This window comes from Janthinobacterium sp. FW305-129 (assembly GCF_020858115.1).
Lineage (GTDB): Bacteria > Pseudomonadota > Gammaproteobacteria > Burkholderiales > Burkholderiaceae_D > Janthinobacterium.
In genome coordinates, this window is the sequence record NZ_JACYMM010000001.1 from 362,794 (window position 1) to 381,970 (window position 19,177).

General features: G+C 61.1%; 21 protein-coding genes. 13 read left to right on the forward strand and 8 right to left on the reverse strand.

What is annotated here, in order from left to right; all coding sequences use genetic code 11:
* Complete coding sequence (locus IGS61_RS01610) at positions 1-1,065, reverse strand: NAD(P)/FAD-dependent oxidoreductase (RefSeq protein ID WP_230537893.1); 1,065 nt, start codon at positions 1,063-1,065, stop codon at positions 1-3.
* A 20-nt stretch (positions 1,066-1,085) separates the two neighbouring features.
* A complete protein-coding gene (locus tag IGS61_RS01615) occupies positions 1,086-1,628 on the reverse strand; it encodes a GNAT family N-acetyltransferase (protein WP_230537895.1) in 543 nt (180 codons plus the stop codon).
* Between the two features lie 100 nt (positions 1,629-1,728).
* Here IGS61_RS01615 and IGS61_RS01620 point away from each other — a divergent pair, with 100 nt between their 5' ends.
* From IGS61_RS01620 to IGS61_RS01665, 10 genes are all read left to right on the forward strand, one after another.
* Positions 1,729-2,901 (forward strand): citrate synthase family protein, encoded by a 1,173-nt coding sequence (locus tag IGS61_RS01620; protein ID WP_230537897.1) that lies wholly within the window; start codon positions 1,729-1,731, stop codon positions 2,899-2,901.
* 44 nt (positions 2,902-2,945) lie between these two features.
* Positions 2,946-3,440, forward strand: coding sequence for a MarR family winged helix-turn-helix transcriptional regulator (locus IGS61_RS01625; protein ID WP_230537903.1), 495 nt, complete (start codon positions 2,946-2,948; stop codon positions 3,438-3,440).
* 28 nt (positions 3,441-3,468) lie between these two features.
* Positions 3,469-3,921: a PaaI family thioesterase gene (locus tag IGS61_RS01630; RefSeq protein WP_070288367.1), complete on the forward strand. Its 453-nt coding sequence runs from the start codon at positions 3,469-3,471 to the stop codon at positions 3,919-3,921.
* An 82-nt stretch (positions 3,922-4,003) separates the two neighbouring features.
* Positions 4,004-4,975 (forward strand): hypothetical protein, encoded by a 972-nt coding sequence (locus IGS61_RS01635; RefSeq protein ID WP_230537912.1) that lies wholly within the window; start codon positions 4,004-4,006, stop codon positions 4,973-4,975.
* A gap of 144 nt (positions 4,976-5,119) precedes the next feature.
* The gene (locus IGS61_RS01640; RefSeq protein ID WP_230537914.1) at positions 5,120-6,451 is read left to right on the forward strand and encodes a S41 family peptidase; all 1,332 of its coding nucleotides are present in this window, start codon (positions 5,120-5,122) and stop codon (positions 6,449-6,451) included.
* Positions 6,444-6,929 carry a MarR family winged helix-turn-helix transcriptional regulator gene (locus IGS61_RS01645; RefSeq protein ID WP_230537915.1) on the forward strand — a complete coding sequence of 162 codons (486 nt, stop codon included), beginning with the start codon at positions 6,444-6,446 and terminating at the stop codon, positions 6,927-6,929. Before IGS61_RS01640 ends, IGS61_RS01645 begins: the two co-directional genes overlap by 8 nt.
* Positions 6,930-7,109: 180 nt before the next feature.
* Positions 7,110-7,694: a LysE family translocator gene (locus IGS61_RS01650; protein ID WP_230537923.1), complete on the forward strand. Its 585-nt coding sequence runs from the start codon at positions 7,110-7,112 to the stop codon at positions 7,692-7,694.
* 9 nt (positions 7,695-7,703) lie between these two features.
* Complete coding sequence (locus tag IGS61_RS01655) at positions 7,704-9,173, forward strand: aminotransferase-like domain-containing protein (protein ID WP_230537925.1); 1,470 nt, start codon at positions 7,704-7,706, stop codon at positions 9,171-9,173.
* Between the two features lie 13 nt (positions 9,174-9,186).
* Positions 9,187-9,462 carry a hypothetical protein gene (locus IGS61_RS01660; protein ID WP_230537927.1) on the forward strand — a complete coding sequence of 92 codons (276 nt, stop codon included), beginning with the start codon at positions 9,187-9,189 and terminating at the stop codon, positions 9,460-9,462.
* 150 nt (positions 9,463-9,612) lie between these two features.
* Positions 9,613-9,945 carry a hypothetical protein gene (locus IGS61_RS01665; protein ID WP_230537929.1) on the forward strand — a complete coding sequence of 111 codons (333 nt, stop codon included), beginning with the start codon at positions 9,613-9,615 and terminating at the stop codon, positions 9,943-9,945.
* Positions 9,946-10,011: 66 nt separating this feature from the next.
* Here IGS61_RS01665 and IGS61_RS01670 read toward each other — a convergent pair whose 3' ends face one another.
* Complete coding sequence (locus IGS61_RS01670) at positions 10,012-11,031, reverse strand: site-specific integrase (RefSeq protein ID WP_230537931.1); 1,020 nt, start codon at positions 11,029-11,031, stop codon at positions 10,012-10,014.
* Between the two features lie 221 nt (positions 11,032-11,252).
* On the opposite strand from IGS61_RS01670, the gene IGS61_RS01675 reads away from it, so the two are divergent.
* Complete coding sequence (locus IGS61_RS01675; protein ID WP_230537937.1) at positions 11,253-12,275, forward strand: DNA-binding protein; 1,023 nt, start codon at positions 11,253-11,255, stop codon at positions 12,273-12,275.
* Between the two features lie 289 nt (positions 12,276-12,564).
* Here IGS61_RS01675 and IGS61_RS01680 read toward each other — a convergent pair whose 3' ends face one another.
* The 4 genes from IGS61_RS01680 to IGS61_RS01695 are packed head-to-tail and all read right to left on the reverse strand — an operon-like array spanning position 12,565 to position 14,659.
* The gene (locus tag IGS61_RS01680; RefSeq protein WP_230537945.1) at positions 12,565-13,023 is read right to left on the reverse strand and encodes a GNAT family N-acetyltransferase; all 459 of its coding nucleotides are present in this window, start codon (positions 13,021-13,023) and stop codon (positions 12,565-12,567) included.
* Between the two features lie 15 nt (positions 13,024-13,038).
* Entirely contained in the window at positions 13,039-13,590 is a 552-nt protein-coding gene (locus IGS61_RS01685) for a hypothetical protein (protein WP_230537955.1), read from the reverse strand.
* Complete coding sequence (locus IGS61_RS01690) at positions 13,587-14,021, reverse strand: DUF1801 domain-containing protein (protein WP_230537957.1); 435 nt, start codon at positions 14,019-14,021, stop codon at positions 13,587-13,589. The genes IGS61_RS01685 and IGS61_RS01690 overlap by 4 nt, the downstream gene beginning before the upstream one ends.
* Before the next feature lie 29 nt (positions 14,022-14,050).
* A complete protein-coding gene (locus IGS61_RS01695) occupies positions 14,051-14,659 on the reverse strand; it encodes a hypothetical protein (RefSeq protein WP_230537959.1) in 609 nt (202 codons plus the stop codon).
* A 191-nt stretch (positions 14,660-14,850) separates the two neighbouring features.
* Here IGS61_RS01695 and IGS61_RS01700 point away from each other — a divergent pair, with 191 nt between their 5' ends.
* On the forward strand, positions 14,851-15,771 hold the full coding sequence (locus IGS61_RS01700) for a VirK/YbjX family protein (RefSeq protein ID WP_230537961.1): 921 nt from the start codon (positions 14,851-14,853) through the stop codon (positions 15,769-15,771).
* 123 nt (positions 15,772-15,894) lie between these two features.
* Entirely contained in the window at positions 15,895-17,247 is a 1,353-nt protein-coding gene (locus IGS61_RS01705; protein ID WP_230537969.1) for a serine hydrolase domain-containing protein, read from the forward strand.
* Positions 17,248-17,416: 169 nt separating this feature from the next.
* Here IGS61_RS01705 and IGS61_RS01710 read toward each other — a convergent pair whose 3' ends face one another.
* Positions 17,417-19,132: a DUF262 domain-containing protein gene (locus tag IGS61_RS01710; protein ID WP_230537983.1), complete on the reverse strand. Its 1,716-nt coding sequence runs from the start codon at positions 19,130-19,132 to the stop codon at positions 17,417-17,419.
* Between the last annotated feature and the right edge of the window lie 45 nt (positions 19,133-19,177).

A 19,177-nucleotide genomic window follows, 5' to 3' on the forward strand; every position in this document is an offset into this window, starting at 1 on the left:
TCAGCACGCCAGGAAACGCGCGGGCCGGCAAGCCTCCAGGGCCGTAGCCGGCTGGCCATCGACGATTTCCCCGCTGGCCAGCTGACCCACGATGGCCGCCAGCACGACGCCCGGATGCATGGCGCACACGTACACGCCGCCCACCTGCGGCAGGTAGCCGATGACGGGCACGCCGTCAAGCGGCATGGGGCGCAGGCCGATGCCGGCGAATGCCGGCGCGATGGCCTCCGCCCCCTCCAGTTCGTCCCGGATCGCGCTGGCCGTGCGTAGCGCGATGGCGGCCGGCTGGTTTTCCGGCGCGTCGTCCAGGTAATCTTCCGCTGCCAGCATGGTCCCGTCCTCGGCTTGCCGCACTTCCATTGCGTGATTGGAAATAATCGCGCGCACGAGGCCGGGCGGCGCCTGGTAGCGCAGGAAGATGGCGGGCGAGGCGTGAATCGGCAGGCTGGCGCCCAGTTGCGCGGCCAGTTGGGCAGTGCCCGTGCCTGCCGCCAGCACGACCATATCGGCCCCGATGCGGCCCGCGGCCGTCTCCACGCCCGTCACCTGCGCGTCCCTGGCGGTAAAACCCAGCACTGGCGTGTGCGTGCGGACCGTCGCGCCGAGCGCCTGGGCCGCTGCCAGCAAGGCGTGCGTGGCGGCAACGGCGTCGAGCGCGCCCTGCTCCGGCTCGTACAGCGCTTGTTCCGGCGGCTGCCGCAGACGTGGTTCAAGCCGGGCGATGCGCGAGCGGTCCAGCACGATGGATGACGAAGACACGCGCCCATCCTGCGTGCCATACGACAAGGCGCCGTGCCAGCGCACCGTCAGGCCCGGCACCTGCGTTTCCAGTTGGCGCCAGGCCGCGATGGCGCCGCCGCGCAGGGCCGCGATGGGGTCCTGCCCCGCGCAGGACGCGTTAATCCACGCAAACGAGGTGCCCGTCACGCCGGACGCGACGCCGCCCGCCTCGACCACGGTGACTTGTGCGCCCTTGCTGGCCAGGTGGTAGGCGAGCGACGCGCCGACGATGCCGGCGCCGATGACGACGATGCGTGCTGGACGTTTGAGGCTTTCCTGATTCATCTCTGATAATTGTTTATTTCTCACAGGATAGAGTCTACCCCAGCCGCCCGCAAATCCAGCGCATAGGCATGGCCATCGACAACATTGCCTTCCACCATGGCGATATCGGGCACGGCCATTCCCTGCACGAAACCGCAGCGCTCCAGCACGCGGATCGACGCCGCATTGCCGTCGATGGCGTAGGCACACAGACTGGCCAGCCGCCATTCGTCTTGCGCCAGATCAATCAGATGGCGCAGCGCGGCCGTTGCCAGGCCCTTGCCCGCCTGCTGCTCGCCGATGCGGTAGCCGACTTCGGCTACGCGTTGTTCCCGGTCAATGTCCTTGAGGTTGGCGCGCCCGATCAATCGTCCGTGTTCAGCCACGATGACGCAGGGATGCATGCGGCCCTGTGCGTGCTCGTCCAGAAATTGTGCGACGTGGGCATGAATGCCGTCGAGGCTGTAAAAATCATCGGGGCGCCGGTCGATATGGCGCTCGAACCAGGCCCGGTTGGCTTGCTCGAAAGCCAACAAGGGCGCGGCATCGCCGGGGCGCAGGGTGCGAATGGTAAATATGCTCATGGAGACTCCTGGAAAGGCATGAGTCTAGTGACGCGCCGCCCGGCCCGTCAATCTTGATTCCATCAATCAATATAAAGCGACAGCCGCTACAATGGCCGCCATGAACAACGATCTGTCCGCTGCCGAGGCTGCGCGCCTCTTGAACGTCAGCCTGCCCACCCTGTATTCCTACGTGAGCCGGGGTTTGCTCGCTTCCGTCAGCAATGGGGCATCGCGCCGCAAGCGCTATCCGCGGGAAGACGTGCTGCGCCTGGCGGCGCGCAAGAACGATGCCAAACGCGGTGGCCAGACGGCCATGGCGGCCATAAACTGGGGCTTGCCCGTGCTGGAGACGCGGATTTCCCATATTCTCGATGGACGGTTGCTGTACCGGGGCTGCGATGCGACGGCATTGGCCGAATCCGCAACGCTGGAGGCTGCCGCCGGCCTGCTGTGGGACGACAACGCGAGCGACTATTTTCAGCAGGACGCGCCTGCCCTGCCGCCAGGGCTGGCCGGCGCGCCGGACGGGCCGCCGCTGGCGCGCGCCATGCTCGCCCTGGCCATGCTGGCGACAGCGGACATGGCACACTCGCTGCCATCCGGCCCCGCCCTGATGCGCATCCTGGCCGCCGCCTTGCTCCGGACGGCGCCGTCCGCCTTGCCGCTGCACCTGCAGCTGGCCCGGGCGTGGCAAGCCGACGCGGAGCAAACAGAATTGATCCGCGCCGCGCTGATATTGCTGGCCGACCATGAATTGAATGCATCGACCTTTGCCGTGCGCTGCGTCGCCTCGACGGGCGCCAGCCTGCCCGCCGCGCTGATGGCCGGGCTGGCGGCCTTGTCCGGCGACAAGCACGGCGGCGGCAGCGCGGCGGCCCGGCGCATGTTGACGCAGGCGCTGGCCGCACCAGACGCCGGGGCCGCCATCGTCGCCTGTTACAAGACCGTCGCGCCGGAATTCGCCGGATTTGGCCACCCGCTGTATCCAGGCGGCGACCCGCGCGCAGCGTATCTGCTGGAAATCCTGTCGAGAATGGCGCACGAGAAACCGGAACTGGCCGCCATCCTGGCCGTTTGCGCGGCGGCGGGCCAGTTGCTCGATGCGCGCCCGAATGCCGACCTGGCGCTGGCCGCGATGGAACTGGCGTTCGGCTGGCCCGAGGGCGCGGGCATGGTGGTGTTTGCGCTGGCCCGCTCGGCAGGCTGGATCGCGCATGCCGCCGAGCAAGCGGACAGCGCGGCCCTGATCCGTCCGCGCGCACGCTACGTGGGGCGCCATCAGCGCGATTAAAATAGTCGCTTGATTTATTACGCATACGTAGTAGTATACTCCGCATGCGTACCAATACCTCCCCCCAATCCGACCTCCCCGATACAGCAACTGCCTGCCCGCTGGGCGAGCGTTCGCCGCGCCTGTTCAATCTGCTCAACCTGGCGCGCCAGAACTTATTTCGCTCGGCCGATGCCGTGTTTAGCAGCGAACTGGGATTTTCCGGCACGCAAGTGGTCGCCCTGTTTGCCCTGAAGGGCGAAGAAGGCTGCCAATTGAAGGATCTGGGGCGGGCGCTGCAGCTGAAAAACTCGGCCGTCACGGGCCTGGTGGCGCGCATGGAAGAAAACGGCCTGATCGTGCGCGGCCAGTCGGCGCTTGATGCGCGCGCCGGCACCCTGCACATGTCGGCCAGGGGCGGCGAGGTGCTGGCCGCCGCCCTGCCCCTGCTCGACAGCCTGAATGAACAACTGAAAGCGGGTTTCAGCGAGGAAGAACTGGCCATCGTCGCCCGCTTCCTGCTGCACGCCTCGCGCCTGCGTTTTGCGCAGGACGTCTGACCGATCCCCACCCACCACAGGAGTTACCATGCACCCCAACGACATGACCGGCTTGCAACTGATGCAAGCTTTCGCGCAAGGCCTGTTCCCCCGGCCCGGCATTTCCAAGACCATGCCCATGGATGCGCATACGATCGAGCACGGCCGCGTGATCTTCACGGCCACGGCGAATGAAAACCACACGAATCCCATGGGCGGCGTGCATGGCGGTTTCGCTGCCACCGTGCTCGACACGGTCACGGGCTGCGCCACGCACACTGTCTTGCCGGCCGGCGAAAGCTATGGCACGACGGACCTGAACATCAAGATGTGCCGTCCCCTGCCCTTCAACGTGACGGTCTTTGCGGAAGGCAAAGTCATCAATGCGGGACGCAACCTGGTCATTTCCGAAGGCACGATCCGCGACGAAGCGGGTAAAGTCTACGCGCACGCGACGGCCACCTGCATGATCATCCGCCCCAGGGAACAAGCGGCCGCATGATACGGCCCGGCATTAGTTTGTGCAGTTTTCAGCTGTATCGACATTCAGAAAGGTTGGAATTTTGCATGAAAGGCACCATCGAATGGATTTCCATGTAAGCGCTAAATCCTATAATTGCTACGGCGGTCACACGACGTTGTCTCCGATTGGGGATTTTCTTCTGGCGGGAGGTGGCAGTTTTGGCGACGCGATTAAGGAAATTGCAGTCACGCTTCACTTTGGAGACTCTGGTCCGGCAAAGAAGACCTTGGAATCGCTCCTGGAGACGCACAATAGTTTCCGCTCAACGCTACCCAAGATCACTTATCGAAGAGCAAAGGGCAAGGTCGAGATCGATATCGCCAGCGAATTGATGGAAGGTCGGGACTGGACGCGCTCTCCAACATTGTCTTTGCCACTTTTTAAGGCAGGTGTTGATGAAGTCATCCATGCACTCGGGCTATTGCGAACGCGATTGAAGCGCACCGATGATTTCAGCCTGGAGCGATTTCTAGACCACTGTGAAGCCGCCAAGAAACGCGTCCCGCATTCGGGCGAAGCTCTGCAACTCCTTGCATCGGGGCTGGAGGCAGCAGCACAAGCCCGGCGTGATGCAATGTCACCCTGGGAGGCGTTGGGAATTGATTGGGAGGACTTTCATCCCAAAGCACGCGAAATTCTCGATGATCCATTTTTTTGGAGCTGCGCGGATGATTTCTCGCCGAACGGCAATGATACTGGAGCCGATCTTCTGGAGAGCTATCGCGATTGGCGCAAGACGCACAAGGATGTCATGCCAATTCGATTCCTTGAGAAACTGGCAAGGCAGTGGGGATACTCCGACATCAACGCCATGGACGATGATGTGCGCTGCGAAGCGTCGATTGCTCTCGCATTTGCCGATATCAAGCTAAGAGCGGCATGCGACCAGCAGGCGCGACAACTGGCATTGGACTGTATTGGGCAGCAAAGAGCCCGGGCGCTGGCCGCCGGGAACTGGTCTCATCGCGAAGAAAAGCTCAATGCGTTGAATCAGATCGAAGCAAAGTTACAGCAAATTTCACTGTCAACTTAACTGCGGGCGGCAGCAATGGACACAAGCCGCCGGAAGCAGAGCTTGACGAACACCAGCCTGCCCCGGGCGCACCTCGCATATTTTATACAACATATTGCGCAATATATTGTATGATCGGCTTTCACCGTGGGGGGGAACATTAGAATGCGCTATCACTTATGTCTGCTTCAAACGCTGTCGGCACTGTCCATCGTCTGCGCATCAAGCGCTTTTGCCGAGGCACCGGGCATCTCGCGAGACGAAAAGGGCGCGGTCATCGCCTCCCTCGATAGCGCCCTGAATGCGAACTACCCGTTTCCGGACATCGCAAGAAAAATTGCGCCGGTGCTTCAGGAGCGTCTGAAAAAGGGAGACTATGACGCGGCGGCCACGAAGGCTGAGTTTGCGGGCAAGCTGACCGACGATCTCGTCAAAGTCAGCGGCGACCTGCATTTTTTCGTCGGTGCCGACGCGAAGTGGATCGCCGAATTCAAGGCGAAGGCCGATCCGGCGCTCAAGGCCAGTATACGAAAAGAAGAATCGCGCAGGCTGGAGGAAACCAATTTCGGTTTCGACGAGGTCGCCCGCCTGAAGGGAAATATCGGTTATATACGGTTCAGCTATTTTGCCGATCCCGAGCTTGCCTATGATACGGCCGCGTCCGTTATGCGTTTCGTCGGCAATACGGATGCCGTTATCATCGATTTGCGCTATAACAATGGCGGACATCTGGAAATGGCGCAATTCCTGGCGAGCTATTTCTTTTCCAGCGAGAAAGACCAGCTGCTCTTCGACTATTATTATAATGAGGATGGCAAGCGTATCCAGCGCGGGCAATGGGTGCTGCCGGGCTTGCCGGGCAAGCGCATGGTGGACAAGCCCGTCTATATCCTGACCGGCTCCACGTCGTTTTCCTCCGCAGAATGGTTTTCCTATGCGATGAAGAAGCTCGGGCGCGCAACCCTGATCGGGGAGCGGACCGCCGGCGGTGCGCATCCGGTCGCGCGCAAGCCGCTCAACGACGATTTTTTCGTGCAAGTGCCGATCGGTCAGATCCAGGATCCCGTGGACCATGGCGATTTCGAAGGAACCGGCGTGCAACCCGATATCGCCAGCCCCTCGATTCGCGCGCTGCCGCTGGCGCACAAGCTGGCGCTTGAAAATCTGGCGAAGAACGATGAGGCCAGGCGAACCGAACTGGCCTGGCTGCTCCCCAGCTTGACGGCAGCGATCGAGCGCCCGCACGCCGATGCCCGGATGCTGGCGAAAGCGGCCGGAAAATATGAAGGCCGCCAGATCATTCTGGACAATGGCACGCTCTATTATCTCTGGCGCGAACGGCTTCGGGTCGCGCTTGAGCCGATCGGCCCCAACCTGTTCGCGGTGGAAGGCGTGTCAGATTTTCGATACCGCTTGAATGTTTCAAGCGGGAAAGTGACGGAGCTGGAACGCGTGAACAAGGATGGCAGCATCCAGAGGTACAAGCGCCTTGACTAAAGAGACACTTCACCCGGCCGAGATCGATGACGCGGTGTTCCTCGGCCGCGCCGTCGAACGGCTGAGCGTCCTGATCGCCGAGCAATCCAAGACGGTCTTCGATACGATGGGGATCGTCATCCCGGTTCGCTCCTGTTCGCTGATGACTGTTCTGGCAACGCTCGGCTCGGCCTCCGCCTCGGATCTGGCGCGCGAACTCGGACATTCGCACCAGCTGGTCATGCAAAAGATACCAAAGCTGCTACGCCTGGGCCTCATCCGGTATCGGAACGACGACCATGATGCCCGGCGACGGCTATTGATGCCCACCGATGAAGGCTTGTCGCAACTGGCGAAATTCGAGCAGTGCACGGTGCTGATACGGGCGGCCTATGCCGGCTTGTTTGCCGAGGTGGGAGACGTCAGGCAATTCGTGGACCGGGCCGCCGATGCGCTCAATGCGAGGCCGCTGGACAAGCGCATCAGTTCCCCGGGCTGACGGACACGGTGTCCACGTCTGCCTGGCTTGGCCAGGATGTCTGAAATACGGGGCTCCGGTTTCTCCGCTGTAGCAGTCGTCCGGCTGATACAGCATGTGCGTGTACGCGCCGCCTTGTGTCTTGTCGCTGCCGTGCCGCGCTTCTAGACTGGGGCCTTCTCCACGCTGCGACTGCCTGCCATGACCGAACTTCTGCCCCTGATGAGTTATTGCTTTGTGATGTCCGCCACGCCCGGGCCCAACAACGTCATGCTGGCCACCACCGGCGCCAATTTCGGTTATCGCGGCGCGCTGCCGGTCATCCTCGGCATCCAGGCCGGCATCTTCGTGCAGACCATGCTCATGTGCGTGGGACTGGGCAGCGTGTTCGTCGCGTACCCGATGGCGCAGCAGCTGCTGCGGATCGCGGGCGCGCTGTACCTGATGTTCCTGGCCTGGAAGCTGGCCGGCGCCTCGGTGGCGGGAAGCAGCGCGCCGAAGGCCGTGTCGTTTGCGCAGGCGGCGCTGTTTCAGGCGCTGAACCCGAAGAGCTGGCTCAAGGCGATCACCATGGCCTCGGTCTTCATGCCGGCGCAGGGCAACATGCTCGCCAGCGCGCTGCTGGTGTCCGTGACCGGCACCGTCGTGGGCACGCCGTGCAACGCCATGTGGGCGCTGTTCGGCGTCTCGATCCGCAGCGTGCTGAAAGCTCCCCGCAACCAGCGCATCTTCAATCTGGCGATGGGGGCCGTCCTGTTGGTCCTCGCCGTGACGTTTTTACGCTAGACTGGCACCATGTTCGCCATCGACCGCTCTTCGCCTATCGCCCTCTTTAAACAGATCGAGGCCGCCTTGCGCCAGCAGATCGCGCAACGGGTCCTGCCTGGCGGGACCAGGCTGCCGTCGATCCGCCAGCTTGCCACGCAGCTCGCGGTCAGCACCAACACCGTGGTGGTGGCGTATGACAGGCTGGTGGCCGCCGGCGTCATCGATACGCACGGCACGACGGGCTTCTTCGTCTGCGCGCCGGCTGACGCCAGCCGCGCCATTCCCGACGAGGTGGCGCTGGAAGCGGGACAGGAGCAGGAGCCGGTCTGGCTGAGCCAGCAAGTGAACGACCAGCGGCCGGGCGTGCTGCTGGCCAGCAGCGGCGCCTTGCCGCCCACCTGGCTGCAGGACGCGCTGCCGGCGACCGCCGTGCAACGCGGCCTGGCGCGCAGCGCGGCCGGCATGGCTTCGCGCTGCCCGCCGCAAGGGCTGGCCGAACTGCGCGAGCAGATCGCGCTGCTGCTGCGCGGCATCGGCATCGCCGCGGACGCCGGCCACATCCTCACCACGTTCGGCGGCACCCATGCCATCGACCTGATCTGCCGCACCTTCCTGCAGCCCGGCGATACGGTGCTGGTGGAAGACCCCGGATACTTCCTGATGTTCGGCCGGCTGCGCCAGGATGGCGTGCGCCTGGTGCCGATTCAGCGCCGTCCCGATGGCCTCGACCTGGGCGAGCTGGAAGCGGCCTGCCGCGCGCACCGTCCGCGCCTGCTGTTCATGCAGACGGCCTTGCACAATCCCACCGGGTGGAGCAGCAGCGCCGCCAACCTGCACAAGGTGCTGATCCTGGCGCAGCAGTATGGCTTCCTGATCGCCGAAGACGACGTGCACGGCCATTTCCAGCCGGGCCACAGCACGCGGCTGGCATCGCTGTCCGGACTGGACGGCGTGATCTACTACTCCAGCCTGTGCAAGGCGCTGAGCCCGGCCCTGCGCATGGGCTACCTGGCCGCGGCGCCCGCCTTGCTCAAGCCGCTGATGCGTACCAAGATCCATTCCATCATGACTTTGCCTGCGCTGAACGAATACGTGCTGCTGGAAGTGCTCAAGGCCGGCAACCTGCGCAAGCACCTGGAGCGGCTGCAACGCAAGATCATGGTGGCGCGCAACGCCAGCACGCGGCAACTGAGCGCGGCCGGCGTGCTGTTCGAGCAGCCCGGCGACGCAGGCATTTTCCTGTGGGGCAGCATGCCCGCAGGGCTGGACGTGGACTTGCTGGTGCAGGACGCCTACCGCAACAAGATCCTGCTGATGCGCGGCGCCGCGTTCTCGGCCAACGACACGCCCGACCAGCACATCCGCTTCAACGTCGCCTTCAGCCAGCATCCGCGCGTAAGCGCCTACCTGGAAGAACGCCTGCGCGCCGTGGCTGGCGCGCGCTCAAGCCTGGCCCGCGCCAGCGCCGCCGCCGGCATCGCGCGCAAGGATGCTTAACAGGGTAGTGTTTATGGCACTCGGATTCCTGGCCGGCATCGCCTTCGCCATGCTGCCGCATGCGTTTGAGATCCTTGCAAAGACCAGCGTTTGTCGCGAATCATGCTCCAGCTTGCTGAAAGTCGTGTCAGTCGTCATCTATGCGGCCTTGCCGATAATGTGGGGCGGGCTTTTGGGCGTAGTGACAGGAAAGCCTCATGCAATACGCATATTGTTCACCAGTGCGCTATTCTCCCTGCTTGTCATGGCAGTATTGACCTGCTTGCTCTACAAGCAGCAACACCCATGATTTTCAAGCTTTTCACTAGACAGGCACCAGGATGCTTTTTTTCTCGCTGACGGGCAAAAGAATTGGCGTATCAAGCGTTCATGTTCCCTGCTCCTCGATTGGCTGCCCGGACTTGAGCAAGGTGAGGCGCATCCTGTTTGAGGAGGTCGAGTGAAACGCATAGGCTTGTCGCTCGGCTTTCTCATTGCCGGACTATTGACAACCTGGGCTGCATTGGTCGCTGGCAGTCACATGTCGTTCAGGTTTCATTTCAAGCTACTGCACCGTGACGCGGGAGCTTGCTACGAAATTGGGCCGTGTTCGGTGCCCTGGTGGGTCATTGCCGCGCTGGTAGCCTATCTTCTTGGCCCATCGTTCATTTTTACGGTGACGGGATGGCTTAGCGCACGGCCCGGCGTTACCGCATTAAAAAAACTGCGCAGACTCTTGCTGCTGACCGTCCTTACCGTTCTCCTGTATCTGCTGGGGTATGCCATCAGTTGAATGGTCAACGCAACCCACTGTTCAAACCCTTGCCGGCGCGCCGCCGCAAGCTGCTGCCGCGCAGCCTCAGCCCGCCGCCTTCTTCTTCCCCTTCAACAAACTCCCCGCCGCATTGTCCTCGAAGCGCCCCGCCTCTTCTATATAGCCATGCACGGTGCCGTCGTGGCGCCAGCCGCCCTGGCGCTTGATGGCCTGGAAATCGGCGCCGGCCCGGTGCGCGCTGGTGGCCATGCCGCGGCGCAAGCTGTGGCTCGATAGTTCCGGCACGTAATCGAGGCCGGCCAGCCGGGCGCAGCCTTCCAATATCGTGTTGATGCTGCTCGCGTGCAACCCCTTCCCTCCCACATGGCCCCACTGGTTGACGGTGCGCAAGAGCGGGCCGCTGGCGATGCCCGCCACGCCCAACCAGGCGCGCAGTGCCGTGGCCGGGCAGCAGACGCCGTCGCCGAACGGGATCGCCTTGACGATGCCTTCGCCCGACTGGTCCGTTTTCGAGCGGGGCAAGGTGATCACCAGGCCTTGCGGCTCCCAGCTCACGTCTTCCAGCTTCAAACCCACCAGTTCGCTGCGCCGGAAACCGCCAAAAAAGCCCAGCTGCAGCAAGGCGTTGTCGCGCAGGGCCTTGTTCGTGCCCAAAGCGCCCAGCCTGGCGACGATCAACTCCAGGTCTTCCAGCGGCAGCGCCCTCGCCTTCTTTTTCGGCTTGCCGTGCAGGCGCGCGATGCCGGCCAAGGTCTTGCGCACGGTGGGCGTGGACGCGGGGTCCGCAAAGCCCTGGTACACATGCCATTGCGACAGGGCCGTCAGGCGCAGGGCCAGCGTGCGCGCATTCAGGCTGTCCGCATACGCCATCAAATAGCGGATGACGGTCGATTCGTCGGCGGGCAGCGCCCCGCCCCAGGCCTGGAAATGGCGGATGGCGCTGCGGTAGGTGCGGCGCGTGTTGTCGGACGTGGCGGCGGCCAGAAACGCCTGGTGGCGCGCGGCCAGTTCGGCATCGACCAGGGCGCCGTGTAACGGCACAGGCGCCAGGGCGGCGCTTTTCGGCACGGCAAGGCGGCGTTTAGTCAGGGGCAAATCGGGCATGGCGGCAGCGAAATCGCAGTTTTGTACTAAGAGATACGCAGAATAGCATGCCAGACACCCCCATAACACGCGATAAGCGATCTTATCGCGGCTTATATTTTTCAAAAATCATCAAAATTTATATCGTAATATTATTCGATATTACGTATCATGTAATACGTTACTAAATTTCGCTTATAGGTGATTTCATGGCCCGCACCGGCATTCTGTACTCTGATGTTATGAAAGCAGCCCAAATCGTCGCTGCCGATGGGCGCAATCCCACGGTCGACAGCGTGCGCGAAGCGCTGGGCAGCACGGGCAGCAAAAGCACCATCGCGCCCCTGCTCAAGCGCTGGAAGGAAGAGTTTCAGGGTGCGGGCGCCGTGAAAACGGAGGCAGGCTTGCCGGCCGAGCTGATGGAAGCGATGCGCGGCGTCTATGAAAAACAGCAGCGCGACGTGGCGCAGCAGCTGGAAACGGGCATGCAGCAACACCGGGCCGAACGCGACGCGGCGCTGGAAACACTGAAGAAGACGGAAAGCGAACGATTAAAACTGATGGAGGCGCGCGCCGCCCTCACCCAGGAATTGCGCGCCACCCAGCATGCGCTGGCGCAATTGAAGGAAGAACACCATTTCCGGGCCGTCACCTTGGCCACCCTGCACAGCGACAACGCGGGCCTGACGCAGCGCCTGGCCGACCGGGGCGAGGAAATCGCCGCCCTGAACCGCCAGCTGGCGCAGGTGCGCTCGCAGTTCGATCATTACCAGGAGGCATCAGCCGCGCAGCGCAGCGAGGAACGGGCGCAGGCGCAGCAACAGATCAGCCGTCTCGAACAGGATAATGCCCAGCTGCAGCAACGGCTGCAGGGCCAGCAAGCGACCCTGGTGCAGCAGGACATGCGCCTGGCGCAACTGCAGGCGGAGCAAACGCGCCTGGCCAGCGCAGCGGCCGCCGACCGCGATGCGCTGGCGACCGTGCGTCCCGAGCGCGACCAGTTTGAATTCCAGTATCTGCAAGCGGCCGCGTCCGCGGACGCCCTGCTGGCCAAGCTGGACACGGCCCTGCTGGCGCTGAACGACGCCAAGGTGGCGCTGGCCGCCCAAGACCGCCAGCTCGACATGCTGGCGGAAAATACGCAGGCAACGCAGCAGCGCGCCGAAGCGCTGGCGCTGGAGCGCGACAGCTTGCTGCGCGACAATGCCGGCATGGCGGCCAGGCTGGCCCTGCTCATGGATAGCCAAGAGAAACGCGCCGTTTGACCCCGTCTGCATGGCCTGGATCTCCATGACGGCCCCAGGACGGGCCTGGCCAGCTTTCAAGGCTTGCCCCATTATTTCGCCTGCCCGATGACGGCCGACGGGGACGACCATGCGCAGCATTTCACCTTGACGCCGATCAACGCGACGCTGCTGGCGCAGTCGGACGCGGGCGTGCCATGCTATATGGCCGTTTTCCAGGAGCCGCCGGGGCAGAATGCGCTGCCTGCCGGCGTGCTGCGCGCTTGCGAGACGCAATGGTTACTCTGCGCGCCACATTCCACCTGGAGCGTCACAGCCCTTGCCGGTGACGGTAGCGCACGCGTATCCACGCGCCCATGGCGTCCACGCCGCCGTCGCCAGCGTCCTCGATCCAGCCCGCGCGCGCATACAGGCGCCGCGCGCCACCATTGCTCAATTGCGTCTTCAGGCTCAGATGCGGACCGAAGCGCGCCGCCACGGCGGCCAGCAGCCGCGTGCCGATGCCCCGTCCGCCGTGCGCCGGGTGCACGTACAGGTGGTGCAGGAAGTACGCGGGCGCGTCGCCCGTGTACACGGCGGCAAAGCCGGCGACGATGCCGTCGCGCTCGGCAACGAGGATGTCTTCGCCCTGCGTCGCGGCCGTGAATGCGGCATTACCGGCAACCGGGCCGAAAGTGGCGCGCCCGGCCAGGGCCAGGATGGCGGTGCAGGAGTCCATATCCGTGCTGATGAAAGGGCGAATCTGGCCCATGGCGGGTGCGTTATTCATGGGCGTTTTCATGGTTCACAGGCGCCGGTTCAGCACGCTGTCGATATCGTGGGTTGCCAGTTCAAGGTCGACCATGCCGTCCTGCAGCCAGTAGCCGTCGCCTCCCTGTTGCAGGGCGTCCATGTCGAGCTTGCCCAGCGCTGGCGCGATGGCGCGGGCCAGCAAGGCCGCCGCGTCGTCCCATGCCGCATACAACAGTTTCAAGTACCAGCCGTCGTCGTGCGCAAAGGTGAGAAAGCGGCCGCGCAAGGCGGGCAACGGCCCGGGTGGGCCACGGTGGCCGAGCATCGCGGCGACGTCCGCGTCGCCCGAGGCCGGCGGCGCGCCCCGGTAATCGGCCCAGGCATGGCTGCCGCAGGCGTACAGGTCTTCCCGGGCCAGGGCCGGCAGTTGCTGTTGCGTCAATGTCTGCCAGGCGGCGGGTTTCCTGGCCGTCCCGGCGCCGCCCTTGCGCAGCACGATGCCGTCCGCGTCCAGCAGCGCGTGCATCACATCCTTGAATTCGATGCCGGAAGCGACAATCATGCGCTCGGCCGGGGCGTGCCAGATATACAGATAATGTCTCAAGTCGGGGTCCGTTTTGGTTTTGGCGCCGTATTGAGCGCCACGGCGGCGCGTATCAGCGCCTTGAACGCCGCGGTATCGAGGTGCTCGCCTTCATGCAGGTCGATGGCCCGGCGCGTGTTGCCGTCCAGGCTGGCATTGAACAGGCCGGCCGGATCGGGCAAGGCGGCGCCCTTGGCGAAGGTGAGCTTGACGGCCAGTTGATAGGTTTCGCCTGTGCAAATCATGCCCGCGTGCGACCAGACGGGCACGCCGCGCCATTTGACTTCCTCGACCACGTCCGGGTCCGCCGCGTGGATCAGCGCCCGCACGGCGGCCAGGGTTTTGCCGCGCCAGTCGGCCAGCGAGGCGATTTTCGCGTCGATCTGGCTGGCGGCCGATGCGGTACTTGCCGCTTCGTCGGTGGGCGGCGTGCTTGCTGCTGCTTTTTTCATGGTTCACCTCTCCTTCCTGTGCGCTTGCCTTACTGCGCGGGGTCGGCCATGCAGCTGACCAGCGAGGCAAGGAACTGGTCGCGCAAGGCCTGGTATTGGGCATCCGTCGCAAAGTCGCGCGGGTCGGCGGGCTGGTTCAGCAGGTAGGCGGTGGCGACCGTGCCACTGGCGGCGTGCAGCAGCGAATACAGGCTGATGATGCCTTGCGCCTGCGCGATGCTGGCGTTGTTCGATCCTAGCACTTCCACGCCCTGGCGCGCGTCCGTTTCCAGCGGCACCTGATGCGGCAGCTTGCTGCTGGCCGACATCTGCTGCATTTGCGCCACGATGGTCTCGCGGTCGGCGGCAAACTGGCCATCCGCGCTGCGCTCGATCTTCAGGTTCACGAAGGGCAAGCTGCTCTTGCGGAACAACATCAGCCGGTAGCCATCGGCCGTCGAGACCCGGCGCTCCCCCGCCGCCATCTTGACGACGCGCGTGGTCGCGCTGGCCGGCAAGCGGTCCTGCGTTTTGAACTGGAACTCGCTGCGGTTGATGCATTGTGCCAGCGGCGCCAGAGGATCGGTCGTGCGCTCCTGCGCGTGGACGCCCTGCGCGGCGAGCAGTGCGGGGATGGCAAGCAAATGGCGGAGTTTCATGGGATGCAATCATTTCATCGGGTCACAGTGCCGCGAGCATAACCGTCTATATTGCCAGAAGGCAAATGTTTAGTTGTCAGCCTCTAAATACCCATGGGCATAGCTTCTTAATATGAAATTCACCTGGCCCGCGTAGCATTCAGCTTGGCAAGGCTCTCATTGTGCAGCGCCTGCCATTTTCCGGCAGAACCATGAATGACATCGCTTTGAGCTTGCACCGCGGCGCCGCCGTGGCTCCACCTCCCGCCAGCGGACACCGCCTGAAAGCGGCGCTGGGGGCCGTTTTCTTTCCCCGCCAGCGTACGCGCTGGCAAGCGTTTCTGGGCAGCATGCCCGGCTTGAATTCCCTGGCGCAGCTGCATCCCTGCCTGCGCTTCAAGATTTACCGCCCGTACGCCTCGCGCCAGCTCGGTTGCGCGGATCGCCTGGCATTGCTGGAAGGACATTACCGCTTCCTGTGGCAAGCGGGCGCGCGCGCACTGGTCGAGCGGGCCGCGCGCCAGCCCGTGGTGCTGGCCGCGTTTGAAGGCAAGGATGGGGCGCTGTACCGTCTGCAGCTGACGGCCATCCACGACAGCTACCGCGAAGGCGAACTGTGCCTGCGTCTGACGCGCGACGGCCAGCCCCTGTACCTGGCCAGCTTTCTGTTCCTGCCCCGTGCCGATGGCGTGTCCTTGCAGCTGGGCGCGCTGCAAGGCTTGCGTTCCGAGGCGGGCAAGCTGGCCGTCAAGGAAGCCACGCGGGCCTTGCACGGTTGCCGCCCGAAAAACCTGATGGTCACGGCCCTGCGCGATTTCGGCGATTTTTTTGCCTGCAATAACCTGTTCTTGATCAGCAATGACAACCGCATCGCCCTCAATGCCCGGCGCAGACGCCATATCGCCGCCGATTACGACCTGGCGTGGCAGGAATTGCACGCCTTGCCCATGCGCGACGGCAATTATCACTTGCCCTGCGCCCCCTACCGGGCACCCGACCTGGCCGACGTGCCCTCGAAGAAACGCGCCGATGCGCGCCGGCGCGGCGAATTGCTGCAGGGCATGGCCGCCGGCATGCGCGCGCAGCTGGCCGCTTTGCTGGACACGGCTGCGGCCGGGAACTTTATGATATAGCAATAATGACATAAAACTCAGGCAACCTTCATGTAACCGGCCTATGCTCGGCATTCATCCCAGCCACTTTATCCGGGGGCTGGCGTGAACTTGCCTTTTCCATCGATCACTTGACAGGTTCCCATGACCGCACGCCTCGCCCTCCTCCCCCTTTGCCTGCTCGGCAGCGCCGCATTGGCCGCCCCCACCCTCGACGACGCCGTGCGCCAGCGCGCCGAGGAACTCACGCGCACGGGCATGCACGCCAGCATCGTCATCGCCGTCATCGACGGCAGGGACAGCGCCGTCTACGGCTTTGGCAGCGTGCATGCCGGCAAGAACGCCAAGCCGGGCGCCGACACCGTCTACCAGATCGGTTCCGTCACCAAGACCATGACGGCCTTGCTGCTGGCCGACGCCGTCGTCGAAGGCAAGGTCAAACTCGACGAGCCGGTGGCGGCAATATTGCCGGGCTACACGGTGCCTGCCTTCGAGGGCAAGCAGATCAGCCTGCTCGACCTGGCCACGCATTACTCTGCGTTGCCGCGCCTGCCCGACAACTTCGCGCCGAAGAACCCCGCCAATCCGTATGCCGACTACACGGAAGCGAAGCAACGCCAGTTTCTCGCCGCTTATCGCCTGCCGCATGCGCCGGGCACGGCATTTGACTACTCGAACATCGGCTATGCCGTGCTGGGCACGGCCCTGGCGGCGCGCTCGGGCAGCAGTTATGAAGCGCTGCTGCAAAAGCGCATCACCGTGCCGCTGGGCATGCGCTCGACGTCGAACACGCCCACGCACGGCATGCTGGCGCGCCTGGCGCCCGGCCATTTGCTGTCGGGCGAGCCCACACCGGTCTGGGAGCTGAACGTGGTGGCGCCGGCCGGCGGCGTGTATTCGAGCGCGCGCGACATGATTTCCTACCTGCAAGCCTACATGCACAGGCCGTTGCGTCCGTATGCGCTGGCGATCAAGCCGCAGCGCCCGCTGGCGCCCGACGGCGACACGCACATCGGCCTGGCCTGGCTGCTGCAGCAGCAACAGGGACAAAGCTACGCCTGGCACAGCGGCCAGACGGGCGGCTACACCAGCTATGCGGCGTTTACGACGGATGGCAAGCGGGGCGTGGTGGTGTTGACGAACACGGCGCGCACCATCGACGCGCTGGGCTTGTCCGCCTTGCTGCCCGGCACGCCCTTGCCGCCGCTGAAAAAGCCGCCGGTCGCCATCGAGCTGCCGCGCGCCGCGCTGGCCGAGTACGTGGGCGAGTATCCGCTGGACAAGGATTTCACGTTGACGGTGAGCCTGGGCAAGCATGGCCTGGAAGCGTCCGGCACCGGTGTCGGCTCGGCGCCCCTGTTTGCCAGCGCGAAAGACCAATTTTTCTTCCGCGCCATCGAGGCGGACCTGGCCTTTACGCGCGATGCGGCGGGCAAGGTCGGCGGCGCCGTGCTCAGGCAAGGCGGACAGGACGTGATCTTGCCGCGCAAGGAGTAATAAGACCAAGCCTCGTCTGTAGGCTTGGTCTTATATCTGCAATCTTTAAGCAATTCTCACGCTAATGCATAAATACTAGATATGAATTACTTCCTACGCACCGTTTAAGAAAATAAAATATTTGACCACAATGAAAATAATTCATTTCGCTGCATAAAAAAGACAATTTCTAGAGTTGAACACTATTATAAAGATGTTGCGCAATACTTCTTGCCCTATCTTGGACTCTGGAATTTTCGGAGAATTCTTCTCCAACTAAAGCCTTAGCCAATGGATAACCATTCCCCTTTAATTTCTTAATTTTTTCAGAAACTGTTAAATTCATAAGCTCTTCTGAATTTGTTTTTTCATCTACCAATAGTAGATTTCCTATGCTGCCAACAACATCAGAACTTTTCCCATCCTTCATGGTCGACTCTGAAATTATATGTTCAATACTCATTGCATCATGATTAATATCAATTCCGCCGAACTTATCGCCGAATTGCTTTGATAGGCAATACTTAATAATCCCTTTGTTTTTTGTTTTGCTAGACAAATACGACAACTCTAAGAACTTCACCTCAAATTCCTCATATTGCGGTAATTTTGTCTTCAAGGAATAAAAGAGGCTTGATATAATAGCCTGAATATCATCATTCCCTTTCGCTCTGGTTAGCGAAATCGCATGACTTGAATAAGTCGTAGCGATAACTCCTGACGATCTCTGCGAAGTAACAGCATTAAATACAAAATGGAAATATTCTAGTTTTCTAAGACATGTCTTTAAATTTCTTAGGGTGAGCCGTTTTTCATAATAGGCTCGCAACAGAGCCAGCGTCATAGATGATTGTTGTTTTACCTTAAACAATCTTAATGTCTTAAGGGATTCTTTGACATCAGTTTCTTCCCTGCTCCACTCATGGGCACCAGGATCGATCAATTTGCAATAAATAGCTGCCGCATGATTTAATTTTCTAAGCAAATCATTTGCATTTTTTTCATCCTCGGATACAAATTTTGAAATTGCTGAAAATAATTTCTTGTCAGTAGTGTAGTTATATTCGGATATCCAAAAATGTAACAGAAATGAGTCAATTATTTCCGATTCACTTGCATCATCGAATTTTCTAATCAATGAATTCCAAGATTCTTTTGCTGAATCTAACTTCGCGTTACCTTCCTTTATCTTGCTTAGCAATAGATTTTTCACCAAATCCGACGTGCGCAAATCACGGCCCCGAGCATTTAAGGTTTCAAATATCAGATGTGCATCACTTTTATTGTCTAGCTGAATAAAAACAAGCTTCAAAGATAGTACCTTATCCCGAATTTCTTTCAACTTCAGAATGGGATCAGGAACTTCTACAGGAAACATACTTATTTGACCGCCGCTTTCGGAATTGGAGGTTGGAACCTCGTCCTCCAATCGCGCACAAATAATCTCAAATGCATTTTTTAACTTTTGCTCCTCAATGCCAACATCACAATCTATTTTTAAGCCATTAAAAGATTGAATGTGATCTTGAAGATAAGGAAATGATGTATCGGCATCTAAGATAAACTCTGCCTCATTATCTATGTTTGGCTGTTCAACAAATTTATGCACACCTTTTGCCAGGTTGTCCTCACCCAGTCTCAAAAAGGAATTTCTTATTGCAGACAGCATAAGAGTAATAGTCGTTAATCTCTGTTGACCATCGACAATTCCAAAATATGGCTTTCTTTCCTGATAAACGACCATCGATCCAATAAAATAATTTTCTGAAACATCATTAATTATATCGTTCCAAAAATTTTCCACCTCATCTCTTTCCCAAGAATAAGGTCGTTGGAAACGCGGGATCTGGAAATATCCTAATGAGAAAATGTCTTGTATTTGCTTATCGTGGGCTTCAATTTTCATCTGAATTGGACTTGAAATCTAATAAATTTTAGGGTGATAAGAAAG

Coding starts and splice junctions, on each gene's coding strand:
- IGS61_RS01610 (WP_230537893.1), bottom strand. CDS start 1,065: ATGAATCAGGAAAGCCTCAAACGTCCAGCACGCATCGTCGTCATCGGC.
- IGS61_RS01615 (WP_230537895.1), bottom strand. CDS start 1,628: ATGAGCATATTTACCATTCGCACCCTGCGCCCCGGCGATGCCGCGCCC.
- IGS61_RS01620 (WP_230537897.1), top strand. CDS start 1,729: ATGAACAACGATCTGTCCGCTGCCGAGGCTGCGCGCCTCTTGAACGTC.
- IGS61_RS01625 (WP_230537903.1), top strand. CDS start 2,946: ATGCGTACCAATACCTCCCCCCAATCCGACCTCCCCGATACAGCAACT.
- IGS61_RS01630 (WP_070288367.1), top strand. CDS start 3,469: ATGCACCCCAACGACATGACCGGCTTGCAACTGATGCAAGCTTTCGCG.
- IGS61_RS01635 (WP_230537912.1), top strand. CDS start 4,004: ATGGATTTCCATGTAAGCGCTAAATCCTATAATTGCTACGGCGGTCAC.
- IGS61_RS01640 (WP_230537914.1), top strand. CDS start 5,120: ATGCGCTATCACTTATGTCTGCTTCAAACGCTGTCGGCACTGTCCATC.
- IGS61_RS01650 (WP_230537923.1), top strand. CDS start 7,110: ATGACCGAACTTCTGCCCCTGATGAGTTATTGCTTTGTGATGTCCGCC.
- IGS61_RS01655 (WP_230537925.1), top strand. CDS start 7,704: ATGTTCGCCATCGACCGCTCTTCGCCTATCGCCCTCTTTAAACAGATC.
- IGS61_RS01660 (WP_230537927.1), top strand. CDS start 9,187: ATGGCACTCGGATTCCTGGCCGGCATCGCCTTCGCCATGCTGCCGCAT.
- IGS61_RS01670 (WP_230537931.1), bottom strand. CDS start 11,031: ATGCCCGATTTGCCCCTGACTAAACGCCGCCTTGCCGTGCCGAAAAGC.
- IGS61_RS01675 (WP_230537937.1), top strand. CDS start 11,253: ATGAAAGCAGCCCAAATCGTCGCTGCCGATGGGCGCAATCCCACGGTC.
- IGS61_RS01680 (WP_230537945.1), bottom strand. CDS start 13,023: ATGAATAACGCACCCGCCATGGGCCAGATTCGCCCTTTCATCAGCACG.
- IGS61_RS01690 (WP_230537957.1), bottom strand. CDS start 14,021: ATGAAAAAAGCAGCAGCAAGCACGCCGCCCACCGACGAAGCGGCAAGT.
- IGS61_RS01695 (WP_230537959.1), bottom strand. CDS start 14,659: ATGAAACTCCGCCATTTGCTTGCCATCCCCGCACTGCTCGCCGCGCAG.
- IGS61_RS01700 (WP_230537961.1), top strand. CDS start 14,851: ATGAATGACATCGCTTTGAGCTTGCACCGCGGCGCCGCCGTGGCTCCA.
- IGS61_RS01705 (WP_230537969.1), top strand. CDS start 15,895: ATGACCGCACGCCTCGCCCTCCTCCCCCTTTGCCTGCTCGGCAGCGCC.
- IGS61_RS01710 (WP_230537983.1), bottom strand. CDS start 19,132: ATGAAAATTGAAGCCCACGATAAGCAAATACAAGACATTTTCTCATTA.